Origin of the sequence: Aliidiomarina celeris (assembly GCF_003316875.1) — a bacterium.
Taxonomy (GTDB): Bacteria; Pseudomonadota; Gammaproteobacteria; order Enterobacterales; family Alteromonadaceae; genus Aliidiomarina; species Aliidiomarina celeris.
On sequence record NZ_QMIL01000002.1, the window covers coordinates 260,126 to 282,631 of the forward strand.

19 protein-coding genes are annotated in these 22,506 nt (G+C 50.4%); 14 read left to right on the top strand and 5 right to left on the bottom strand.

From position 1 onward, the window contains the following. Positions 1 to 85: 85 nt before the first annotated feature. Both DQW12_RS05435 and purE read right to left on the bottom strand, forming a co-directional pair. The gene (locus DQW12_RS05435) at positions 86 to 1,165 is read right to left on the bottom strand and encodes an ATP-grasp domain-containing protein (RefSeq protein WP_113906836.1); all 1,080 of its coding nucleotides are present in this window, start codon (positions 1,163 to 1,165) and stop codon (positions 86 to 88) included. Further along, entirely contained in the window at positions 1,162 to 1,653 is a 492-nt protein-coding gene (gene purE / locus DQW12_RS05440; RefSeq protein WP_113906837.1) for a 5-(carboxyamino)imidazole ribonucleotide mutase, read from the bottom strand. The genes DQW12_RS05435 and purE overlap by 4 nt, the downstream gene beginning before the upstream one ends. Positions 1,654 to 1,843: 190 nt before the next feature. Here purE and DQW12_RS05445 point away from each other — a divergent pair, with 190 nt between their 5' ends. Continuing rightward, a complete protein-coding gene (locus tag DQW12_RS05445; protein ID WP_113906838.1) occupies positions 1,844 to 4,039 on the top strand; it encodes a S46 family peptidase in 2,196 nt (731 codons plus the stop codon). Here the strand turns inward: DQW12_RS05445 and dinB are convergent. Beyond that, positions 4,031 to 5,143 carry a DNA polymerase IV gene (gene dinB / locus DQW12_RS05450; protein WP_113906839.1) on the bottom strand — a complete coding sequence of 371 codons (1,113 nt, stop codon included), beginning with the start codon at positions 5,141 to 5,143 and terminating at the stop codon, positions 4,031 to 4,033. The two genes, DQW12_RS05445 and dinB, sit on opposite strands and share 9 nt — an antisense overlap. 181 nt (positions 5,144 to 5,324) lie before the next feature. Between dinB and DQW12_RS05455 the strand changes: the two genes are divergently transcribed. After that, positions 5,325 to 5,756 carry a c-type cytochrome gene (locus DQW12_RS05455; RefSeq protein WP_370444350.1) on the top strand — a complete coding sequence of 144 codons (432 nt, stop codon included), beginning with the start codon at positions 5,325 to 5,327 and terminating at the stop codon, positions 5,754 to 5,756. Positions 5,757 to 5,992: 236 nt separating this feature from the next. Then, a complete protein-coding gene (locus tag DQW12_RS05460) occupies positions 5,993 to 8,629 on the top strand; it encodes an EAL domain-containing protein (protein ID WP_232819892.1) in 2,637 nt (878 codons plus the stop codon). Here the strand turns inward: DQW12_RS05460 and rep are convergent. Continuing rightward, positions 8,613 to 10,628 (bottom strand): DNA helicase Rep, encoded by a 2,016-nt coding sequence (gene rep / locus DQW12_RS05465; RefSeq protein WP_113906841.1) that lies wholly within the window; start codon positions 10,626 to 10,628, stop codon positions 8,613 to 8,615. The genes DQW12_RS05460 and rep overlap by 17 nt on opposite strands. Before the next feature lie 161 nt (positions 10,629 to 10,789). Here rep and ubiK point away from each other — a divergent pair, with 161 nt between their 5' ends. From ubiK to DQW12_RS05510, 9 genes are all read left to right on the top strand, one after another. Next, positions 10,790 to 11,047 carry a ubiquinone biosynthesis accessory factor UbiK gene (ubiK, locus tag DQW12_RS05470; RefSeq protein WP_113906842.1) on the top strand — a complete coding sequence of 86 codons (258 nt, stop codon included), beginning with the start codon at positions 10,790 to 10,792 and terminating at the stop codon, positions 11,045 to 11,047. After that, positions 11,047 to 12,333: a paraquat-inducible protein A gene (locus tag DQW12_RS05475; protein WP_113906843.1), complete on the top strand. Its 1,287-nt coding sequence runs from the start codon at positions 11,047 to 11,049 to the stop codon at positions 12,331 to 12,333. Before ubiK ends, DQW12_RS05475 begins: the two co-directional genes overlap by 1 nt. Further along, on the top strand, positions 12,330 to 13,979 hold the full coding sequence (gene pqiB / locus DQW12_RS05480; RefSeq protein ID WP_113906844.1) for an intermembrane transport protein PqiB: 1,650 nt from the start codon (positions 12,330 to 12,332) through the stop codon (positions 13,977 to 13,979). Before DQW12_RS05475 ends, pqiB begins: the two co-directional genes overlap by 4 nt. Continuing rightward, positions 13,976 to 14,563 carry a PqiC family protein gene (locus DQW12_RS05485; protein WP_113906845.1) on the top strand — a complete coding sequence of 196 codons (588 nt, stop codon included), beginning with the start codon at positions 13,976 to 13,978 and terminating at the stop codon, positions 14,561 to 14,563. Before pqiB ends, DQW12_RS05485 begins: the two co-directional genes overlap by 4 nt. Continuing rightward, positions 14,556 to 15,515: an exo-alpha-sialidase gene (locus tag DQW12_RS05490; RefSeq protein WP_113906846.1), complete on the top strand. Its 960-nt coding sequence runs from the start codon at positions 14,556 to 14,558 to the stop codon at positions 15,513 to 15,515. Before DQW12_RS05485 ends, DQW12_RS05490 begins: the two co-directional genes overlap by 8 nt. Continuing rightward, the gene (locus tag DQW12_RS05495; RefSeq protein ID WP_113906847.1) at positions 15,512 to 16,924 is read left to right on the top strand and encodes an ATP-binding protein; all 1,413 of its coding nucleotides are present in this window, start codon (positions 15,512 to 15,514) and stop codon (positions 16,922 to 16,924) included. The genes DQW12_RS05490 and DQW12_RS05495 overlap by 4 nt, the downstream gene beginning before the upstream one ends. Continuing rightward, complete coding sequence (locus tag DQW12_RS05500; protein ID WP_232819893.1) at positions 16,921 to 17,622, top strand: response regulator; 702 nt, start codon at positions 16,921 to 16,923, stop codon at positions 17,620 to 17,622. The genes DQW12_RS05495 and DQW12_RS05500 overlap by 4 nt, the downstream gene beginning before the upstream one ends. 81 nt (positions 17,623 to 17,703) lie before the next feature. Continuing rightward, positions 17,704 to 18,216: an EF-hand domain-containing protein gene (locus DQW12_RS05505; protein WP_113906848.1), complete on the top strand. Its 513-nt coding sequence runs from the start codon at positions 17,704 to 17,706 to the stop codon at positions 18,214 to 18,216. 102 nt (positions 18,217 to 18,318) lie between these two features. After that, complete coding sequence (locus DQW12_RS05510) at positions 18,319 to 19,245, top strand: tetratricopeptide repeat protein (protein ID WP_113906849.1); 927 nt, start codon at positions 18,319 to 18,321, stop codon at positions 19,243 to 19,245. 57 nt (positions 19,246 to 19,302) lie between these two features. Here the strand turns inward: DQW12_RS05510 and DQW12_RS05515 are convergent, their stop codons facing one another. Further along, the gene (locus DQW12_RS05515) at positions 19,303 to 21,486 is read right to left on the bottom strand and encodes a M3 family metallopeptidase (protein WP_113906850.1); all 2,184 of its coding nucleotides are present in this window, start codon (positions 21,484 to 21,486) and stop codon (positions 19,303 to 19,305) included. A 233-nt stretch (positions 21,487 to 21,719) separates the two neighbouring features. Here DQW12_RS05515 and DQW12_RS05520 point away from each other — a divergent pair, with 233 nt between their 5' ends. Then, the gene (locus DQW12_RS05520; RefSeq protein WP_113906851.1) at positions 21,720 to 22,124 is read left to right on the top strand and encodes a MarR family winged helix-turn-helix transcriptional regulator; all 405 of its coding nucleotides are present in this window, start codon (positions 21,720 to 21,722) and stop codon (positions 22,122 to 22,124) included. A 10-nt stretch (positions 22,125 to 22,134) separates the two neighbouring features. Further along, the gene (locus DQW12_RS05525) at positions 22,135 to 22,506 is read left to right on the top strand and encodes a SirB2 family protein (RefSeq protein WP_113906852.1); all 372 of its coding nucleotides are present in this window, start codon (positions 22,135 to 22,137) and stop codon (positions 22,504 to 22,506) included.

Here is a 22,506-nt window from a genome sequence, read left to right on the forward strand (position 1 = left end):
GGTTCCAAAATAAATGTAGTTTTAGAACGAGAACCGGCGCCAATTGGTTCAAATTGGCGCGTAACTATTGCCTAAGGGGTTGATTTTAAATGTGAAGCGCTTTCGTGTAGGTATTAATGTAGCCTTTGGCCTGCTCGATATCTTGCACCTGAACATTCACATGGCCCACTTTACGACCAGGGCGAGCTTCCTTACCGTACCAGAACGGCTGCGCCGATGGGTCACGCCATAGTGTCGCTGGAATTTCAACTACGCCAATAACGTTCAACATAAGTACTGGGTTGTTTTGCAGGGGGGGGATCAGTGCTCCCGTTAAGCTGCGCATGTGCAAACTGAATTGGCTGCAATTGCTGCCAATCATGCTCCAGTGACCACTATTGTGAACCCTTGGTGCTACTTCGTTCACAAGCAGGGTTGCGCTGTCGCCTTCGCCAACTACGAAAAATTCAATAGCAAGTGTACCTACATAACCTAAATGAGCGGTAAGTTTTGCGAACCATGCTTCTGCAGTGGCTTGTAAGTGAGCTGGAATGGCCGTGAGATTAGCAAGGGTATAACTGAGAATACCTTGGGTGTGTACATTTTCCACCAACGGATAACAATGAATACTACCGTCGCGGTGTCGCGCCCCTACAATAGAAACTTCACGGCTAAAGGGGATCATCGCTTCCACAATGCCCGGTTGTTGCCCTGCAGTTTCCAGCAGCGGTGCAATAGGGTCATTTGGCTGCCAACGCCATTGCCCTTTGCCGTCGTAGCCACCTTCGGCGGCTTTAATTACAGCTTTGCCTTGCCATTGCTGAAGAATAGCCTCGAGCTCGCTGGCGGTTTGAAAAGCTTGCCAAGGAGACGTCGCTAAAGTCAATTCATCGCACAGTGCTTTTTCGTGCTGTCGGTGTGTAAGAGGCTTAATTTGCGCCGGATCTGTCAGTAATTTATGTTGCGCTAACGCTACATGTTGGTCGGAGATTTGCTCATGCTCCCAACTCACCACGTCGGCCCATGCTACGGCTTGTTCTAGGGAAAGCGAAACAGCCGTATGCGCACCTACAGGCATAACTTGATTCGTGCGTGTATTCACCAGCAAACACTCGTGGCCGAGTTGAATGCTGGCTTGCCCCAGCATTTGACCAAGTTGTCCATTGCCGAGAATCAGCACGTTCATTTGTCGAGCTCCAAAGTGCTGTTTTCAAGTACAGTTTCGCGTTGTTTGCTGCGAAAAGCGCGAACAGCGTCTTGAATAGCAGGATTAGTGGTACCCAAAACTTGCGCCGCCAAAAGTCCCGCATTCGCGGCCCCAGCTTGGCCTACGGCCAGCGTGCCAACGGCAACACCCTTGGGCATTTGTACTATGGATAGCAGGCTGTCGAGCCCTTTCAATTGTTTCGAGGGCACCGGTACACCAAAAACGGGCAGGCAGGTAAAGGCCGCAAGCATTCCGGGTAAATGCGCAGCACCACCTGCCCCCGCAATGATTACTTTTACATCGGTTTGTTCGGCTTCAGCCATAGTGGTTTGCAACAAGTCGGGTGTGCGGTGCGCAGACACAACGCGCGCTTCCCAACTCACGCCAAGCTCTTCTAACATAGTGGCAGCATGTTGCATGACGGGCCAGTCTGATTTGGAACCCATTAATATAAGTACGGAGGCCATGGCGCGTGCTCCTTTTAGTCGCTTTTTGAAAGCGCGGGATTGTAGCAGAAAAATTAACCGAACGCACCGAAACTATGTGTGTTGCATTTATGTAAAATGTGCGTAAATCGGTTATAGTAAGCGTCCTGTTAACGGCACACTAGGCTGCTATTTTTTTCTCGAGCAAAATGCTCAGCACAAAGGCTCATATATGAAGCAGTTTTTTAATGGATTAATTGCGGGTGCCGGTTTGGTGTTACTCGCCTTTGGTATGACTGCGCGTGCTTCAGAAGGAATGTGGTTGCCCAGTGAACAACCCGATCTTATCAATAACATTCCATTAGGAGCAGTGGTGCGGGTTGGCTCGTGCAGCGGTGTATTTGTATCGGCACAAGGGCTGCTGATGACGAATGCCCATTGTATTGAAGAAACCATGCAAATGCTGAGTACCGAAAACCGGCGCATTCGTCGGCGTGGGTATTTAGCCGAAGAACAGTCGCAGGAACTGCCCGCTGCGCCGGGTTTTTTTGCCTCCATTACCCTTTCTCAAGAAGACATTACCGCTGCCATGTTAGAGGGTGTAACAGAGCGGATGTCACCACGCGAGCGCCATTTACGTTTAACCCGTAATCGGAATCGTATTTTGTCAGCCTGTGAAAGTACCTTTGCGCACCAGCGCTGCCAGGTGCAAGAACACCAAGACGGTTTAAATTATTTGTTAGTACGTGAGCAGCGTTTTCGCGACGTTCGGTTGGTATTTGTACCCGCAAATGAGGTGGCATTATTCGGTGGCGAAGCGGCAAACTGGCAATGGCCGCGCTTTGCCGCAGACGTTGCAATTATGCGGGTTTATACCGACCCCAACGGCCATCCGGCAGACTACAATGAAACGAATATTCCCTATCAGTCCGGCGACTTCGCGCAAGTGGCAGACTCCCACCTAACGTTTTTCGACATGGTGCGTGTGGCGGGTTATCCGGGCACAACCCAACGCTTTCGAACGGCCGCCGAAATGCAGTGGGCTTTTAGTGAGCAATATCCGCAACACTTACGTTATTTGCGCGACTTTTATCAGCTTATTAAAGACAATGTAAGCGGCGACGAGATGCGCTCCATTCGGTATCAGCCCACGTTGTTGCGTTTGCAAAACCAAATTACTAATTTAGAAGCGCAGCTGCGTGAGTATCAAGAGCATGGTATGCAGCAAAAGTCGGAACGTAATCAGGTGGCGTTGCTCAATTGGTTGGCCGACGCCGAGCGGGAGGCAACCTATAGTAATGCGTGGTGGACGTTGCAGCAGCAACTCGCCGAAGACCGTTTATGGATGCCACAGCAACTGTGGTGGCGCTTTTTACAAGAGCTAAGCTTACCAGGTTCGGCGTTATTGGTGCACCGCTACGCTTATGAACAAACCTTACCTGCAGATATTCGCGCGCGAGGTTTTCAACAGCGCGATTTATATAACTTGCAGGCGCAGCTTGAATCTTTTGCGGGTCGGCTTGATATTGAGCTCGAAAAAGCAATTCTGGTGTATTTGTTACAGCGTTACCAGGAGCTACCCGCCAGCCAACAAATGCCTGCAGTTACCGCCTTTTTCAACCTCCAAGACGGGGTAACCTTGGAACAGTTGCAAGCGCGTGTTGAGCAACTGTACACCGAGCCGCAGTTGCTCGACGACGATCAACGAGAAACTTGGTTTGAGCGGCCGTTAAAAGATATTGAAAGTTCACAAGAGCCTTGGCTTATGTTTGCCACCCAAACATTTAACGACCGGTTGGCCATGGACGCGCGTGAAATCGACAGCCGTGGCCGTATTGCTTATGCGCGCCCGCGAATGATTGCCGCGCAGCGGGAATTCGACCAAACCCAAGGGCGAACGCTGCCAGCAAATGCGAATCGCACCTTGCGCATTAGCGAAGGCCAGGTGTTAGGGTATCGGCCCGACGACAACCCCAATCATTTTCGCTTAGCGCTAACTTACTTAGATGTATTTAGAGATCACTTGATTGAAACGGAAGATCAGTCGTTACCAAGGCGCTTTCGTACTATGGTGGAGCGCCATGGCCAGCAATGCTTTAGTAGCGTGTCGCGCCGCTCCGTACCGGTAAACTTTATTAGTACAGCCGACGGTACACTAGGCAGTTCGGGCTCACCGACATTTAACACCGAAGGGCGCTTGGTGGGTTTAGTGTTTGACCTTATGGCCGAATCGACCATGAGCGAATGGGTGTATGAACGCACCCATCATCGGTTAATTCATGTAGACGTGCGTTACGTGCTGTGGTTGCTTGGCTATTACTATAATGCCAATGACCTGCTCAATGAGCTTGGGTTTAATCCGGCACAGCGGCCGCTGCAAGGGAACTGCCGCATTCAGCCCACAGCGCAGGTGGCACAGTCACTCTAAATCCAGCTCTAACTGACGATTTTCGTCGGGATCGGGCAGGGTAATACCAACGCCCATTAAACGCACACCACGGCCGTTCGCCCGCGTCCATGCCTCTTTCAATAATTGGTAAAAGAGTGACGGCGATACCTTGTTGGCCGCGCGCGATAAGGTAGTTTGCTGAAAATCATTGAATTTAAGTTTAATGGTTTGGGTACGAATACGGGTTTGCTGCCAACTTTGCTGTTTAAGGCGTTTGCGCAGGGCTGGCAGCAACATGTTCTCGAGTAGCTGCTCGGCCTCTTTCAACCCGTAAATGTCGCGTAAAAATGTGTCTTCAACACTAATTTGTTTGCGCACGCGGTCGGTTTCAACTTCGCGTGGGTCAAACCCCAAACAGCGTTGGTGCAAAATATAGCCACTGTGTTCACCAAGTACGCTTTGAATTCTACTGAGCTCGGCTTGTTGTACATCACGACCTGTTCGAAACCCTGCTATGGCCAGTTTTTCTTGGCTTTTAGGGCCTACTCCCGGAATTTTTGCTAAGGGTAGCGTAGCTAAATAAGGCACCACTTGCTTGGGTGGAACCACAAACTGGCCGTCTGGTTTATTGTGGTTGGAAGCAATTTTAGCCACCATTTTCTGATTCGAAATACCAGCAGAAGCGGTAATGCCCAGCGCGCGGAGTTCGCTGCGAATGGCCTCCATAATCAATGTCGCGCTACCGTGATGAACCGTAACATGGGTGAGATCAAGATAGAATTCGTCAATGGATGCCGGCTCAACGCACGAGGTGTAACCCAGCAATATGGTTTTTACCTGTTGCGAAACCTTTCGGTATGCGGCCATGTCTGGTGCTACAAAAATAAGTTCTGGGCACAGCTTGCGGGCTTTATAACCCGACATAGCGCTACGAACACCGAATTTACGCGCTAAGTAATTACAGGTTGCTACAACGCCACGTTCCCCACCGCCGCCCACCGCGAAAGGCACTTTGGCCAGCTTGGGATCTTTTTGAACTTCTACGGCCGCAAAAAACGCGTCTAGATCGAGTAAAGCAATTTTTCGCTGTAGTGGTTTTGTCTGATCAAGGTTTTTGTGTAAAGTGTTGGCAACAGAGCTCACATTTGCCTCTATATAAGTCGCAGTAGCTTCAGTTTATCATTGATCTTTATCAAGGGAATGTGGCGTAGATTAAAGTAGGTTGAATACATATTCATCAATCCGTTTACGTTACGGCTTGAAAACCGTATAATCGGCGAAAATTGTATTCAGTTTCGGCAGTAATAAAGCTCAGGAGCGTATCGTGAAATTTTTAACCCAGTTTAAGTGGAAACACATTCTAGCTGTTGTTGCGGGTGTTGCCGTGGCAGGAAGTGTAATGGCGGCAACACAAGACATGTCGCGTGAAGCTATTGCTGAACGTATTAAACCAGTTGCAAAAGTACGGGTTGCAGGTGCGGAAGAGAACACTGCGTCAGCAGGGCAACAGGCGGGCGAACGCTCTGGAGAGCAAGTATTTAATGCATCGTGTGCTGCATGCCACAACAGCGGTGTACTGGGTGCGCCGAAGCGTAATGTGGCAGAAGACTGGGAACCACGAATTGCCCAAGGTATGGACGTGTTACTCGACCACTCAATCAATGGTTTTAATGCCATGCCACCGCGTGGTACTTGTATGAATTGTTCTGACGATGAAATTCTCGCCGCAATTGAATACATGATTTCAGACCTATAATTAATTAGAGATCAATTAATTAGCTAGAAAACCGCCTTCGGGCGGTTTTTTTATATCCGAGGTCGAACCAGAATGCTTTTCATCTTCGAACGCTCAAGTTATACTCAACACTTGAAGCCTTAACAACAATCATATAACAACACGCATATTGAATGTGTTTGCTGAGTTGATTTGTTACGCCCGTAGAGGTAGACAACTAACATTAACAAAGCAAGAAAATGAGGGATAGAGAGCGAGTGAGTTCGTTTTCGCAAGTGCCGCCGAAAGGTGTACAGGTGAGTGACGCAGACAAAGTTCGACGCTTAGAAAAAGTGGTTGAGCGGCTCAAGTCACTGACTCAGAAGTATCGGCAAGCTGAAGTCATTCAGCAGGCGCTTTTCCGTATTTCTGAATTAGCCAGTTCTGCACAAAGCATGGAGCAGCTGTATGCCTCGGTGCATCGCATTATTGGCCAACTTATGGCTGCCCGAAACTTCTATATTTGCCTTTATAACGAAAACCGCACTTCCTTTAGTTTCCCTTATTTTGCCGACGAATATGACTCCGCCGATTTCATAGCTGAAGTTCCGGTAGACGCACTTATGCGTGGTATGACCGGCTATATTTTGCGCACGGCCGAGCCGCTCCTTGCAACTAAAGCACGTATTAAAGAGTTAGCCGAAAGTGGCGAAGTGCAAAGTATGGGGGCATTGCCGGTTGATTGGCTCGGGGTGCCTTTGGTGCTTGGCGACGAAGTAATTGGCGCCATGGTGGTGCAAAGCTACGCAGAGGAAGTGCGGTATCAAGAAGACGATCTAGAACTTCTGATGTTCGTTTCGCAGCACGTGGTGAATGCCTTAGAGCGTTTCCGGCAACGCGAATGGATGGAAAAGGAAATTCAGCATCAAACCGCCGAATTACGGTTTGCCAACGAAAACTTATTAAAAGAAGTCACGGACCGGGAAAAGGCGGAACTACAAACCAGCGTGCTTTACGCCATTTCTGAGTTAACAAATACCGCCGAAGATATGCGCGCGTTTTACAGCGATTTACATCGGCAAATCGACAAATTATTAAACGCCGATAACTTTTATGTGGCACTGCTGACAGAAAATCAGCAGCAAGTATATTTCCCGTATTATGTTGACGAAAGCGGCTTTGAGGCACGGCAACGCCGATTACAAAAAGGGTTAACTGAGTACGTACTGAGAACCGGCCGGCCGGTGTTTGTGAATGCAAGCAAACGCGACGACTTAATCCGGCGCGGCGAAGTAGTAAGTGCGGGAGACCACGGTAAATTAGCGCGCGAATGGCTAGGCTCGCCGCTGACCATGAACGGCGAAGTGTTTGGTGTGCTGGCAGTACAAACGTACAGCGACGAACAGCGCTACAGCACAGACGACCTTGAGCTCTTAAATTTCGTTTCCCAGCACGTGGCGGTGGCGATTGAGCGTCGGCGCTCGGCAGAAAAGCTCGCTCGCGCCAATGTATTTCTGGAAAAACGAATTGCTGAACGAACCGAAGAGCTCGTTGAAGAAATTGAGCGGCGGAAGAAAATAGAAGCACGGCTCTACCACGACGCGCACCATGATACGCTTACAGGGCTACCGAACCGCGCCATGTTTACCGATCGTGTACGGCAAGCGTTAGCGGCGCAAAAGCGAAGAAATAAAGAATATTTTGCCATTTTGTTTGTTGATCTTGATCGCTTTAAAAACATTAACGACACCTTAGGGCACTCCGCCGGTGACACCTTCTTACTCGAGGTGAGTGAGCGTTTGAGTGGAACTATTCGGGAGCACGATTTACTGGCGCGGCTTGGTGGTGACGAGTTTGTGGTATTACTCGACCGTATTGTTCACCTTGACGACGTTAAAGACGTTGCGGCTCGAATTATTGAGCTTATGCGTGCGCCCTTCGTGTTGGAAGGGCAGGAGCATTTTAGTGGCGCCAGTATCGGTATTGCCACATGGCGTGACGAGGCAGACACGGTAGAGCGGCTTTTGCGTGACGCCGATGCCGCCATGTACGAAGCGAAGAGCATGGGCCGAGGCCGCTATGTGGTGTTCGACGAAACCATTCGCAGTGGTTTGGTGGCGGCAATTAATCAAGAAACGGCGCTGCGCCACGCGCAAGTGAACGAAGACTTTGTGCTTTGGTACCAAGAACTCTACGACCTAGACGTAAAAACCGTTGCGGGCTATGAGCTCCTGATGCGCTGGAAGAAAGGTGACGAAATTGTTCGGCCCGCCGACTTTATGGCTCTAGCCGAGCGTTCAGGCGCTATTTTAGAACTCGACAATTGGATGCTTGCTCAAGCCTGTGAACTGCTGTGTGATCGCGACAAAGCAGGTTTAAAAACCGCACCAATACACCTTAATTTGTCGATTCAACATTTATTAAGAACACGGCATGTGCAGCGTATTATGGATACGGTTGAGCAGCTGGGCGTGAATGCGACTGCGTTAGTTTTTGAGTTTAACGAAGAAGCACTGCTGAACGAAGACCCACGCCGCTTGCTCGCAAGTTTACGCAGGCTCAAAGAGTTTGGCGTACAGTTGGCACTCGACGATTTTGGTCGTGGTTCAGGGCCGCTGCAATTTATTTATAATTTCCCATTCGACATGGTTAAGCTTGATCATCGCTTTGTGGCCCAAGTGGCGAAGAAAGATCGGGCGCAAGCTATGGTCCGGCACGTGGTTACCCTGTGCGAAGAGCTTGGCATACGCCTCACCGCAGAAGGCATAGAGTCGGAAAGCCAACTCAAACAGCTGCATGAATTAGGCGTTCATTTTGGTCAGGGGCACTTACTCAGTAAACCTGAAGAACTAGCGTCGCCGCAATCGGCGTTAGTTGCTAGCGTGCCGAAACGACGGGTTAACGATTCAGCATAGCGCGAATGCGCGCAACATGGGCGGCGTTCTTTTCGAGCTGCTCTTCCTCGCTTACTTTCTTTTTTTGGTCTTCCCATGCTACGTCGTCTTGTGGCAATTCAAGCAAAAAGCGACTTGGCTCCGGCCGAATTAACTCACCAAACTGACGGCGTTCTTTAGCCATGGTAAAGGTTAATTTTTGCTGCGCACGCGTAATCCCCACATAGGCAAGCCGGCGCTCTTCTTCTATATCGTCGTTGTCGATACTGGTTTGGTGCGGTAACAGCCCTTCTTCCATGCCCACCATAAATACATAGGGAAACTCTAGGCCTTTTGAGGAGTGCAGGGTCATCAGCTGTACTTGATCACTGTCGTCTTCTTCGTCTTGGCGCGACAGCATGTCGCGCAGCACCAACCGCGCAACCACTTGCTCCAAATTCATCGGGTCATGATCGGCGTCGCCTTCAATCATGCCAACCACCCAGCGGTAAAGTTCATTAATGTTCTTTACCCGCATCTCTGCGGCTGCAGCGCTCGGGCTGGTTTCAAACAAAAAGTCTTCGTACCCGGTTTGTTGAATCAGCGTCTTTACCGCAGCGATAATATCGGTTTGATCGCCGCTCGCGTCGCGCATGGCTTGTGTAATCATGCTGCTGAACTGCTCAACGTCTTGATAAGCGCGGGTTGCCAGAATTGTTTTGAGCCCTGGGTGTTGGCAGGCTTCGAACAAGCTTATATTTTGCTGGTGCGCGAGTTGGCCAATGCGCTCCAACGTGCTAGGGCCAATGCCACGCCGCGGTGTATTGATAATACGCAGTAAGGCGTTGTCGTCAGTAGGGTTCACCACTAAGCGTAAGTACGCCATAATGTCTTTTACTTCGGCGCGCGCGAAAAACGACTGTCCACCAGTAATTTTGTAGGGAATACGGTTTGCCATAAGGGCTTTTTCAAAAACCCGCGACTGGTGGTTTCCGCGATACAAAATTACATATTCGCCGTAGCGTGTTTGGCTTAGGAAACGCTCGCGAACAATTTCGGCAACAACCCGCTCTGCTTCATTTTCCTCGTTGCGACCGTAGATCACCCGCAACGGCTCGCCATACTCCATTTGTGAAAACAGCTTCTTTTCGAATACGTGCGGGTTATTGGCGATGAGTATGTTGGCCGACTTTAGCACCCGCCCCACGGAACGGTAATTTTGTTCGAGTTTGATCACTTTTAACGACGGGAAGTCACTTTGCAACAACGCAAGGTTTTCGGGCTGAGCGCCGCGCCATGAATAAATACTTTGGTCGTCGTCGCCAACTACGGTGAAGCGCGCGCGGTCACCTACCAAGAGTTTGACCAGTTGATACTGGCTGGTGTTAGTGTCTTGATACTCGTCTACCAGCAGATACTGAATGCGCTGTTGCCAGCGCGTACGTACCGATTCGTTTTGCTTCAATAACAAGGTAGGAAGCAAAATAAGGTCGTCGAAGTCGAGCGCGTTATAGGCTTTTAAATGGCGTTGGTAGTCGGTGTAAAGTTGAGCGAAAAGCTGTGCGTCGGGGTCTGACCCCAGGTGAAGTTGATCAGGAAGCAGCATGGCGTTTTTCCACTGGCCAATTTGCTGTTGTAAACGCTGGATAAGGGCTTTGTCGCCGTTCAGTGTTTGTTCACTTAAGGCGTTGAGAAGCGCGTAGGTGTCTTGGTCGTCGAATAGGGAAAAGCCCGGCTTAAAGCCCAAATGCATACTCTCTCGCCGAATGAGGTCGAGGCCTAACGTGTGAAAGGTCGACACCCGCAGGCCGCGAGTATTAGCCCGCCCTAACCGCTGACCTATACGCTCACGCATTTCTCGCGCGGCCTTGTTGGTAAAGGTAACGGCGGCAATATGGCGTGGTTGGTAGTCACATTCGGTAATTAAATGGGCAATTTTTTCGGTAATTACTCGCGTTTTGCCGCTCCCCGCACCGGCCAAAACCAGTAGCGGACCGGTTGTATGCTCTACAGCGCTTTGTTGTTGCGGATTGAGTTGCATGAAGGCGAACGACCTGTATTAAATGAAGATTTAATGTGCGGTGAAGTGTACCTTAAAAGCACGCTAGGCTGAATGTGTTTTGCTTGTGTAAAATCCGGGAATACAGCAAAAGGCGTGCTATATTAACCGCATAAACCAAGCCCTAAAACATAGGAATAATCATGATCGACGGAAAAAAAATTGAGCAACTCGCCCGCCAAATCACCGAGAGTATTCCACCGGGTGTTCGGGGTGCTGCCGACAATCTTGAACAAAAAGTAAAACAAAGCCTACAGCAACAACTGGGTAAGCTCGACGTGGTAACGCGCGACGAACTAGAGGTGCAACAGAACATGGTATTGCATTTACGCACCCGCATAGACGCATTAGAGCAGCAGGTTGAAGCCTTGCTTGCTGCTAACGAGAAAAGCGAGTCGTAATGAGTAGCCGTCGCTGGCGAGCCTGCCCAGAATGTGACTGGGTGTCGGCGTTGCCAGTGCTACGAGCCAACGAAGTGGCGTGCTGCCCGCGCTGTGGCCGCGAACTTGCGCATCGCCATAGTAGTGCCGGCCAACGGGTTCTCGCTTATGGCAGTGGCGCGCTAGCCATGCTTTTGCTCACTCTTCCTTTTCCATTCCTTGCCTTTACGTTGGCTGGCAACCGGCAAGAGATTGTGCTGGCCGACGCCGCCTTGGCCATGTTCAATAACGACTGGCCGCTACTTGCTTTGCTTATTGCTTTAGCCATTATAATTTTACCCGGCATATTTCTTATTTCGGTGCTGTATTTGTATAGCAGCGTGATAGCGCAAAAGCGACTCGACAACCGTGTATTCCCTGGCGCTATGGTGTTAGCCCGAAATTTAAGCAAAATGAAACCTTGGTTGATGACCGACGTGTTTTTGGTGGGCGTATTGGTGAGCTTAGCCAAGCTTGTGGGCATGGCAGAAATTGACTATGGCTGGTCCTTTGTTGCTTTTTGCGGCTACGTTGTTTTATTGGTGAAAACCGTAAGTTTAGTAGACGCCGACTGGCTTTGGTTTGCGTTAAAAGGCGAGCCAAAACCACCGCTCGGCATTCGAACTGGCGCCACGGCGACTGAACAGCAGGCTGTGGGATGCCCATGTTGCGGCTTAATTAACCACGACACGCAGCCCACCTGTATGCGCTGTCATACCCCACTCGCGCGGCCTTCGCCACAGCGGCTACAAGCAACCTGGGCGCTGCTACTCACCGCCGTGGTGCTGTATGTACCCGCAAATTTATACCCCATGATGGAAACCGTAAGTGTGGGCGGTACCACTTATTCCACTATTTTAGGTGGGGTTCTGCAAATGATTGAAATGGAGAGTTACTTCGTTGCACTGGTAATTTTTGTGGCTAGTTTTATTGTGCCCATTGCGAAAATTTTAGTGTTAAGTTACTTGTGTTGGCTTGCCGCGCACCCACAGGCACAAGCGACACAACGGCGAATGCGTTGGTATCGTTACACCGAACTCGTGGGCCGTTGGTCGATGATAGACGTTTTTGTAGTTGCCATTATGGTGGCACTCATTCAGGCTGGCGTTATTCTTAGTATTTATCCGGGAACAGCGGCAGCCGCCTTCGCTGCAGTGGTTATTATTACCATGATCGCAGCCATGGTGTTCGACCCTCGGCTACTGTGGCAGTCGAGTTCCGAACAACACAGTACGCTTAACATGATTGAAACTGGACAAAAACCATGAGCTCAGAAAAACAGCCGCTTGTGCGCGCAGAACGACAAGTAAGCCGACGCATAAGTTCCGTATGGTTGGTGCCTATTGTCGCCCTCGCTATTGGCGTGTGGATGGCCTACGACACTATTACCAGTCGCGGCCCTTTGGTAACCATTGAGGTAGACAGTGCCGAAGGTATTGAGGCAGGGAAAACACTTGTGAAAGCGCAAGACGTTGCCGTGGGCCGTGTGGAGTCGGTGCGCTTATCGGCACAACTCACCAGTGCAATTGTTGAGGTGCGCATGTACCAAGACACGGAACGCCTACTGAATAGCGGTACCGAGTTTTGGGTGGTAAAGCCGCGGGTAGGCCGTGAAGGTATTAGCGGTTTAACCACCTTGTTGTCGGGCGCGTTTATTCAGTTGGAACCTGGTCAAGCAGCCGACAACCAACGCCGCTTTGTGGCACTCGACACGCCGCCGATTACACCGAGTTCCATGCAAGGCGTGCGAATAGAATTACAGTCGGCCGACGCCGGTATGCTAGGCGTGGGCGACCCGGTACTGTTTCGTGGGTATCGGGTGGGGCGGGTTGAGCGTATCGATTTTGACCCAGAAGAGCGCCATATGAATTACCAGGTTTTTGTGCAAGCGCCTTATGACCAACTGGTGACCGAAAATGTTCGTTTTTGGATGAGTGCTGGCGCAAAAATGGATCTCGACTCGCAAGGCGTGCGGGTAGAGATAGGCTCACTTGAGTCTTTAATTGGCGGTGGCGTGAGTTTCGCCGTGTTCGACGGTTCAGATCCAGGCCCAGTGGTGGCGCAAAGTAGCGCTTTCGAACTCTATGGCAGTGAAGAAGACGCTCGGCAAGCACGCTTTACTGAGGTGGTTCGCTTTATTGTGTTGTTCGAAGACAGTGTGCGTGGGCTGAATAAAGGTTCGCCGGTTGAATATAAAGGCGTTCGCGTTGGCACTGTAGAGCAAGTGCCGTATCGGGGCGTAGTCGGCTCTTCGGCTTCGTTGCTTGAAATGAAAATACCCGTGGTTATTCGTATTGAGCCCGAGCGTTTGGGCGGGCAGGTGAATGCCGAGGCATTGAGCCGCTGGCAACAGCAGTTACCTCTTATGTTTCAGCAAGGGTTACGTGCCAGTTTACGAGCGGGTAATTTGTTAACCGGTGCATTATTCGTCGACTTGAACTTTTATCCAGACGAACCGTTGTTATTGACGCAGGTGGAATCAGAGCTTCCTTTATTTCCTTCGGTGACCAATAGCTTTACCCAGCTGGACCAAAAATTAACGGCGCTATTGGATAGTTTAAACAACATTCGTTTAAGTGAGTTTGTAGACACCGCCACGCAAACCCTAGAAAACTCGGAGGCCACACTGGCAGCTATTGCCAACGCCAGCGAACAACTGAGTGTGCTGTTAGCCCAAGAAGATATGCTGGAATTACCCAGTGCGCTCGTTCGGGCGCTCGATGAATTAGAGCGTACCTTTGCTGGCTATTCTATAGACGCGCCTGCGTACAACGAACTGACGCGCTCCATTGAGCGACTTAACAGCATATTACGAGACCTAGAGCCGTTTGGCGAAACGCTGCGCGACAGTCCGCGGGCACTTTTTTTTGACACCGAAATACCGGCAGATCCACCGATTAGGAGAAACCCATGAGAGTATTTTTAATCTCAATGTTTGCCCTGAGCTTAGGCCTTGTGGGTTGTGCGAGTGAACCGCCGCAGATCCGCCATTTTGTACTTACAGAGCCCGCCTTTACGTTGCCAGAAAGTAACGCCAATATTCGAGTTGCCGTGGGCTCCATTCGGCTTGCAGAATTTTTGTCGGGCTCATCGTTAGTAGTGGAAGAGGCGCCAAATGAAATGCGGTTGACCCGCCAACACCGCTGGGCAGACAGGCTGGAACAGCAAATTGAGCGGCAATTTCGTCAAGGCATGTCGCAGCTGATGCCCAATAGCCAGTGGGTGCCATTATTAAGTACCGGCTACTTGCGTACTATGGATTACCGCATTGATTTTTATGTGGACGCGTTTCACTTAAATAATGAAGGCCAAGCCAGAGTGCGGGTGCAGTGGTTCTTACGCAACACCGACGAGCATTTTATTCAAAGTGGTATTGCCGACCAGCAGGTTGCTGTTGAAGGTTCCGACTATGCAAATTTAGTGTCGGCATTGAGCTCAACGTGGCATCAGGCGCTGCGCGATATGGCGACGCAAATTGGCACGGTGCATAATGAGTGAAGCGCTACCTTTGTTTTCTGCCCGCAGGATTTGGAGCCGGGCGCCGCATAATGCCTTTACCGACTTAGCTTGGTTCCAAGGTGCTTGGTGGTGTGCGTTCCGAGAATCTGCCGGGCACATGGAGCGTGACGGCAGAATACGCGTGATTCGCTCCACCAATAAAGTAAATTGGCGCACGGTGGGCTATTTCGAAATGAGTGGCGACTTACGCGACCCTAAGCTAGTTGTAAACCCACAAGGTGAGTTAGTTTTGCTGGTCGCCATGTGGGTACCGCGCGCAGAGCACGGCTATTCTCACCAAGTGTTTGCTTGGGTTAGCACAGGTGAAAAGCACGGCTGGAGTGCCCCAAAAACGGCTGGTGAACCCGACCAATGGTTGTGGCGCGTTGCTTTTAATACCCAGCAACAAGGCTTAGGCATTAGCTATAAAACTGGTGGCGACTCCCATTCTCGGCTTTACCGCACCACCAACGCAGTTGACTTTGAGCCTTTGGTAAAACGCATGCGTGGGCCACAGGTGCAGGAATATTCAAATGAAGCTGGTCTATGTTTTGTAGGGCAAAAAGCCTATTGCTTGCTGCGCCGCGACCCGCAAGCGGCTTTATTGGGTTGGGCAGACCCGCCTTATACTCAATGGCATTGGCTGGAGAGCTCGGAACGCATTGGTGGCCCCGTTATGCAAGTACTCGCAAATGGTAAACTGTTGGCCGTTGTGCGTTTGTACGGTTATAACAACGGTGAATTAGTGTCGGCGCGCACCAGCTTGGTATGGGTGAACGAACATACCGGTGCATTAACTGAGTGTGGGCGCTTGCCTTCCGCAGGCGACACCAGTTACGCCGGTTTAGTGATAAAAAACGACACAGCTTATGTAAGTTATTATTCCAGCCACGGCCCGCGCTCAGCGATTTACTTTGCTGAAGTGCCCTTGCACGATCTTGCTACGCCATGAACACTCAAATTCGCCTATTTTTAACCATTTGTAGTACAAGCTTAGTGCTCATTGCGGTGCTTATTTTTGGCTCGCGCGCTTATTTTTTGCATAATTTCAGTAATTATCAGGTTGCTCAGGAACGCCAGCGGCTGAGCCAAGTGGCCGTTATCTTAGCCGACTACTACGCGCAGGAATCGGCACCCGATACACCGAGCCTACTGATCTGGCAGCGTGCCTTACGGCAAGTGCAACGCGACTTGTTTAACCGCTCTGGGGCACTCAATTTCGACGACCAGTTAGCATTCACCGCGTTGAGCTTGGTAACCGAGCAAGGCGAACCGGTTTTTGGTAATGCGATTGACAACCCGGTTACGGTTCCGGTGTTGGTCGGCACAAAGAGCGTTGGATTACTTAGTGCACCGCAACCGGCAATAGCGGTGGGGCCCATCGACGAAGTGTTTCGCGCACAACAAGGGCACGCATTTATTTATGCGGGTTTAGTTGCGGTAGTGCTGGCGGCGCTCAGTGCTGCATGGATTAGCCTTTGGTTGCGCCGCAAATTGACGCGCTTGGCTGCGGTAAGCCAAGCACTTGCAGAGGGTAATTATGAGGTGGAAGCTACGGACGATAGCCCGCATACAAAGGCGACTCGGCGTGACCCGGTAGCGGCGCTTACACAGGATATGGCGGTACTAGCAAAAGCTTTGCAGACGGGGAGAACGCAGCGCCAGCAGTTGCTGTCAGACATAGCTCACGAGCTGAGAACACCGTTAACGGTATTACGCGGCGACCTTGAAGCGGTGCAAGACGGTATTCGCAATGCAGACCCGCAACACCAACAGCGCTTATATGAGCAAGTTTTGCAGCTTGTTCGGCTCACTGAAGATCTTCATTTGCTGGCGCAGTCTGATCATGGAAAATTGCACTACACAATGCAGCCCACAGATGTGGTTGAATTAACCAGCCGTATTGTCAATCGTGTGCGTTATCGTTACGAAGCGGCCGGATTGAACTTGCACTTTAATTGTACGGGGCAGGCGCAGCCTGTTTATTGTGATTATGTTCGAATTGAACAAGCGTTAGTTAACTTATTTGAGAATAGCCTCAGGTATACGTCTGCGCCGGGGCAGGTAGCCTGCACGCTGGCCTTTCATTCACAGCAAATTTGTTGGCAGTTCGACGACACGGCGCCGAGTGTTAGCGCCGCAGATTGCAGCCAATTGGGTGAACGATTGTACCGGCCCGACTTGTCTCGTAACCGAGCCCAAGGTGGAAGTGGGCTCGGGTTGGCAATCGTGCGCAGTATCCTGCAAGCGCATGGCGGGCGAGTAGAATTTTCGCCCTCTACTCTGGGGGGGCTCTGTGTGCGACTGTGCATACCTTTACCCACACCCACACCCACACCCACAAAAAAGGCAGCCTTATGATGCAACGGGTGTGGATAGCAGACGACGAGCTAGAGATCAGCAACCTACTGCGCGATTATTTAACCCACGCAGGCTTTGCCTGCAGCTGTTTCACGCGCGGCGACACGCTGTTAGCTGACTTAGAAACCAGCACAGAGCCGCCAAGTATTGTGTTACTGGATATTATGATGCCGGGGCTCGACGGCTTAGAAGTGTGTCGAAAAATTCGTGAACGCAGTAAGGTTCCAATTCTGTTTATTAGCGCAAAAAGCGACGAGCTTGATCGCGTTTTAGGGCTTAAGTTGGGCGCAGACGACTACCTGGTGAAGCCCTTTAGCCCCCGCGAAGTTGTGGCACGCGTAGAGTCGATGTTGCGGCGCGCGAGTTGGTATGAACAGCCACACAGCGACAATGTACGCTTAGTGATTCAAGCCGACGCCATGCAAGTGAGTTGGAATAACCAGGTGGTACCGCTCACCGTATTGGAGTTTAAATTATTGCAGACGTTCGCCGAACGCCCGCTGCGGGTGTTTAGTCGCGAGGAACTGATGAACAAAGCCTACCCAGACCACCGCGTAGTGAGTGACCGTACGGTCGACAGCCATATAAAGAACGTGCGGGCGAAGCTCAATGCGGTAGCGCCGAATGTTGAATTTATCGAGTCTGTTTATGGAGCGGGCTACCGGTTTGTTTATCAAAACTCCACAGTTTCTCCATAATTGCTCCATTTTTGCTGCACAGTGTGGGTGCATATTCGTGGGGTGAGTGACCCAACCGGAACCCAATGAGAGGAAAACCTAATGACTAAATTTCAGCAAACAACAATGGCGGTAGCCGTCCTACTCGCTTTCAGTGGTGCTGCTATGGCGCAAGAGCAAAACCGCACCATGTGGTTTGAGCATATCGACACTGCTGTGGCACCCATGCCACCAACCCCACCTTCGCCGGAACGCATTCGCGAAGTGCGAACACGCGCGTGGGAGCAGCAATTTATTGAATTTGACCTGGATAACGACGGCTATGTGTCGTTGCCAGAAATGACCGAAGTGATGGAGCGGCAAGCCCGTGAGCGCGCCGAAGCGATGTTTGCTCGGCTTGACCAAGACGGTACTGGCATGATTGACTTGGCCGGCTTTAGCGACGGTTTACAAGGCTTTCGTGAAGAACGCCGCGAGGAAGCACGAGCGCGTGCACGCGAAGCTGCGGCACGCCACGACGAAGCCCGTAAACGCATGGAAGTCATCATTGAGCGCCGGCGCGACAGTAATGGCGACGTTCATGAAGAACGCCGAGTACGTGCAATCGACGATTAAAAAACATTTGTTAACAAATAATAAGCGCTGGGCATGAACCCAGCGCTTTTTTTTTGTTCAAAAGCGGATATGCTCGCCTAAACCTTACAAGGATATCTAGCCATGTTAAAAGCCAAAACGCTCATTTGTCTGTTCATGTTGGTGGGGCTCATGTTGCCAGCGCAGGCCATGGACATTCGTAGCGGCATTGCCGAGCCGTTTCACGAGGTGTACGCACTGATTGAGCAAGGTAAAGGGCGTGCCGCGGAGCGGGCGCTCGATTCGCTCAAGCGCGCTCACGGCAATACCGCTGACTATCATTTTATAGCCGGCCAAGTTGACATGTTGAAAATGAATGACGCGTCGATGATGCGTATGCCATTTATTGCCCGAAGCATGCGCAAAAGTTGGGAGAAGGCGGTGGAGATAAATCCGAACCATGAGGTGTCAGTGTTTAGTTTAGCTATGTTCTATTTTGCTGCGCCCGGTATTGTTGGTGGTGACAAGGAAAAAGCAGGTCGGTTGATGGAGAGGCTAGAAGCGCTCGAGAGCGGTTGGCAGTTTCCGCTGCGGGTTACCTTTTTAATGAACAGTGAAAGTGACCAATACGAAGCAATTGAGCAGGCTTACAACGCGTGGTTTGAAGCTTATCCGAACCTTGTGAGTGCACGAATGAACTATGTGTTTATGCGCAATAACAGTGACGATCGTTCGAAGGTACTCGAGCAACTGCAAATTATCGACCGTCTTGTGCAGGCTGAACCCGAGCAAGTGAGTGCAGAGCAACGCGCGCAAATTGACTATCAGTGGGGCAAAATGGCTGCCGAAACGGGGTTGGCGCTGGAACAAGGGCGCGACAGGTTACTTACGTTATTGGCTGAAAATAACGTTCCAGAAAACATTGGAAATGGCTTTGTGCATGCACGCTTAAGTGCTATTTACCAGCAGCTTAACGAGCAGGAAAGTGCTCAGCAGCATTACCAACAAGCGCAGGCGTTGGCGGAAGGTAATTCGGACCTCGTCGCGTTACTTGAACGGCTAGAGGTATAAAAAAATGCCAGTCGTAAGACTGGCATTTTGATTTAGCTTACTGCGAACTCCAGAAGCTTAGTCTACGTTTGTTTTTAAACCACGACGAATCAGCAGCGCGTCGGTTGTTGGCTCTTGCCCACGGAACTGAATGTACGATTCCATTGGCGGACGTGAGTTACCAACTTCTAGAATATTGCGGCGGTACATACCCCCATTTTCGCGGGTTAAACCACCTTGAGTTTGCATATATGCAAAGGCGTCGGCGGCTAGAATTTCACTCCACATGTATGCATAGTAACCTGCTGAATAACCACCACCAATGGAATGGTTGAAGTAGGTTGACTTATAGCGCGGTGGAACTGCAGGAAGGTTCACGCCATGCTTTTCAAGGGCGGCAGCTTCGAATGCTTCCACGTCTTCTACGTTAGCGTCGGTACCTAAAGTGTGCCATTCCATGTCGAGTAGTGCCGCCGAAATGTACTCTAGGGTGTCGAAGCCTTGGTTAAAGCTGCGTGAGTCGAGCACTTTTTGCAGTAATTCTGCAGGAATCGGCTCGCCAGTTTCGTAGTGCTTGGCGTAATTGGTAAGCACATCTGGGTATGCGGCCCAGTCTTCCTCGAAGGTAGAGGGGAACTCAACGAAGTCGCGCGACACCGAAGTGCCAGCAAGCGTTGGGTATTTCACTTTCGAGAACATGCCGTGAATACCATGGCCTAGTTCGTGGAACATAGTTGTAACATGGTCGTATGAAATTAACGTAGGCTCGCCTTCAGGAGCTTTTGGAATATTCATTACGTTAATAACCACAGGCTTTTTCTCAAGCAAGCCAGACTGACCTACGAAAGAAGTCATCCATGCACCACCACGCTTGCCTTCACGGGCAAAGTAGTCGGCATAGAAAATAGCCATGCTCGTACCGTCGTGATCAAACACTTCGTACACTTCTACGTCTGGGTGATAAGACGGTAGGTCTTCGCGAAGCTTGAAGGTAATGCCATACAAGCGATACATGGTATAGAACACGCCGTCGTGCAATACGCGGTTGAACTCAAAGTATTCGCGCACTTCACTTTCGTTCATGTCGTACAGTTCTTGGCGAACTTTCTCGGCATAATATGCCCAGTCCCAAGGTTGTACTTCAAAATCACCGCCTTCACGCCCAATCATGCGTTGAATGTCGGCTTGTTCACGCAGTGTGTTTTCTACTACTGCAGGCACCATACTACCAAGCATGTTGTACACATTTTCTGGCTTCTCCGCCATGGTGTTTTCGAGCTGGTACTGTGCCCAGTTTTCGTACCCTAAGAGCTCCGCGCGCTCGGCCCGAATTTCTGTTAAACGCTTCACAATTGGGCGGTTGTCGTATTCACCAGAGGTACCACGATAAGCCGAAGCTTCCCAAACGCGCTGGCGTAATTCGCGGTTGTTCAGTGACGCAAGCACAGGCTGGCGCGTGGTGTTGGTAATGCTGATCAGGTATTTGCCTTCGTGACCCGCCGCTTCTGCTGCAGTGCGCGCTGCACGAATTTGCGAAGCCGACATACCGTCGAGCTCTTCTTCGCTGTCCACTACCACAGCAATGGCTCGAGTAATGGCCAACTGGTTCTGTGAGAACTGCGTGGTGAGGTTGGCATGCTCTTCATTCAAAGCACGGATTTGCTGGCGTTGTTCAGCGGTCAACTTAGCACCAGAGCGTACAAAGCGGTTGTAATAAACTTCCAGTAGACGCTCCGACTCTGCATCGAGGTTGAGCGAGTCGCGTTGGTTATAAACGGCTTCAACCCGCGCAAACAAATCTGGGTTTAGGTTAATATCGTCGGAGTGGGCCGACATTTTAGGCGACAACTCGCGCTGCAATGCACGCCGTGCTTCGTTGCTGTCGGTACCACTGAGGCTATAAAATACACGCGATACACGAGAAAGAAGCTCACCGCTCTTTTCCATGGCAACAATAGTGTTTTCGAAGGTTGGCGCTTCAGGGTTGTTAATAATCGCCTGAATTTCTGCTTTGTGTTCAGCCATGCCTTGCTCAAAAGCAGGCATAAAATGCTCGTCTTCAATAATACGGAAGTCGGGCGCTTCGTATTGCAATGACGACGGTTGCGCAAACGGGTTGTTGGCATAAAAATCGGCATTGGCAGCTTGCATCGATTGGGCTGCAGTGTCGGCAGCGCCGTTCGTGTTGGCCGGCTGGTCAGAACAGGCTGACATTGAAAGCACCAAACCAACCGCTAGCGCGGTAAGAGTTTTCTTTTGCATTCGCTTAGTTCCTAATAGTTATTGTTTAACCTTGCATTATTGGTAGGCTAGTTACATCGCCATAAAATGACGCCTCAAAAAGAGGGCCGCCGCAAGGCAAAAGGCCCCTCGAGTATAAAGCCTTTACGGGCTAAAATGCACCCCTGAAAACTGCGAACGGCGGGATAACGCGGTGAGTTGGGGTTGGCAACATTTTCGCAAGTGAGGCATTGCCTTTCAAAGGAGTAGAAATTATGAGTGAAATAACTCCATCGGAATTTTCTCGGCTGTCTGAGTTTCGTTATCGGTTGCGCGTTTATCTTCGCCGTAGCGAAGAAATTTGTAAAAGCTATGGGGTAACCTCATTGCAATATCAATTATTACTCCACACAAAAAGCTTTGAAGCACGAAAATGGGCGACCGTGGGGGAACTGTCGGAAAAGCTACAGGCTAAACACCATGGCACCGTAATGTTGGTGGACCGTTGCGAAGCATTAGGCTTGGTGACGCGTGTGCGCTCTGAAAGCGATAAGCGAAAAATTGAGGTGCACTTAACAGCGAAGGGTGAAGCCTTGGCACAAAGAATTGCGTTTGAGCATAGGCCTGAGTTAAAGCAATTAAAAGAGGGGATTGTATTTCCCGACTGGTCGCAAAACTAAGGAAAGCATAATGAGTGGCTATTTGGCGCTAAAGATTCTTCATATTGGTACGGTCTGTATTACGATTAGCTTGTTTGTAATACGTTTTATGCTTTCCATTAAGGGGAACGATTACGCGCACCAAGGCTGGATGAAACGCTTGCCACCAGTGAACGATACACTGCTTTTAGCAACCGCCATAGCATTGCTCCTAGTGACTCGGTGGCAGATAGGCCAGCACTTATGGATTACAGTGAAAATTATAGGTGTTGTGATTTACATTGGCTTTGGTTGGTTTGCGCTGCATCGGCCGTTACAACCCAACTACCGAGTGGTAGCGTTTAGCCTCGCCATAACAACGTTAACCGCAATTATTTTTCTCGCCTTAACTAAACCATTGTAA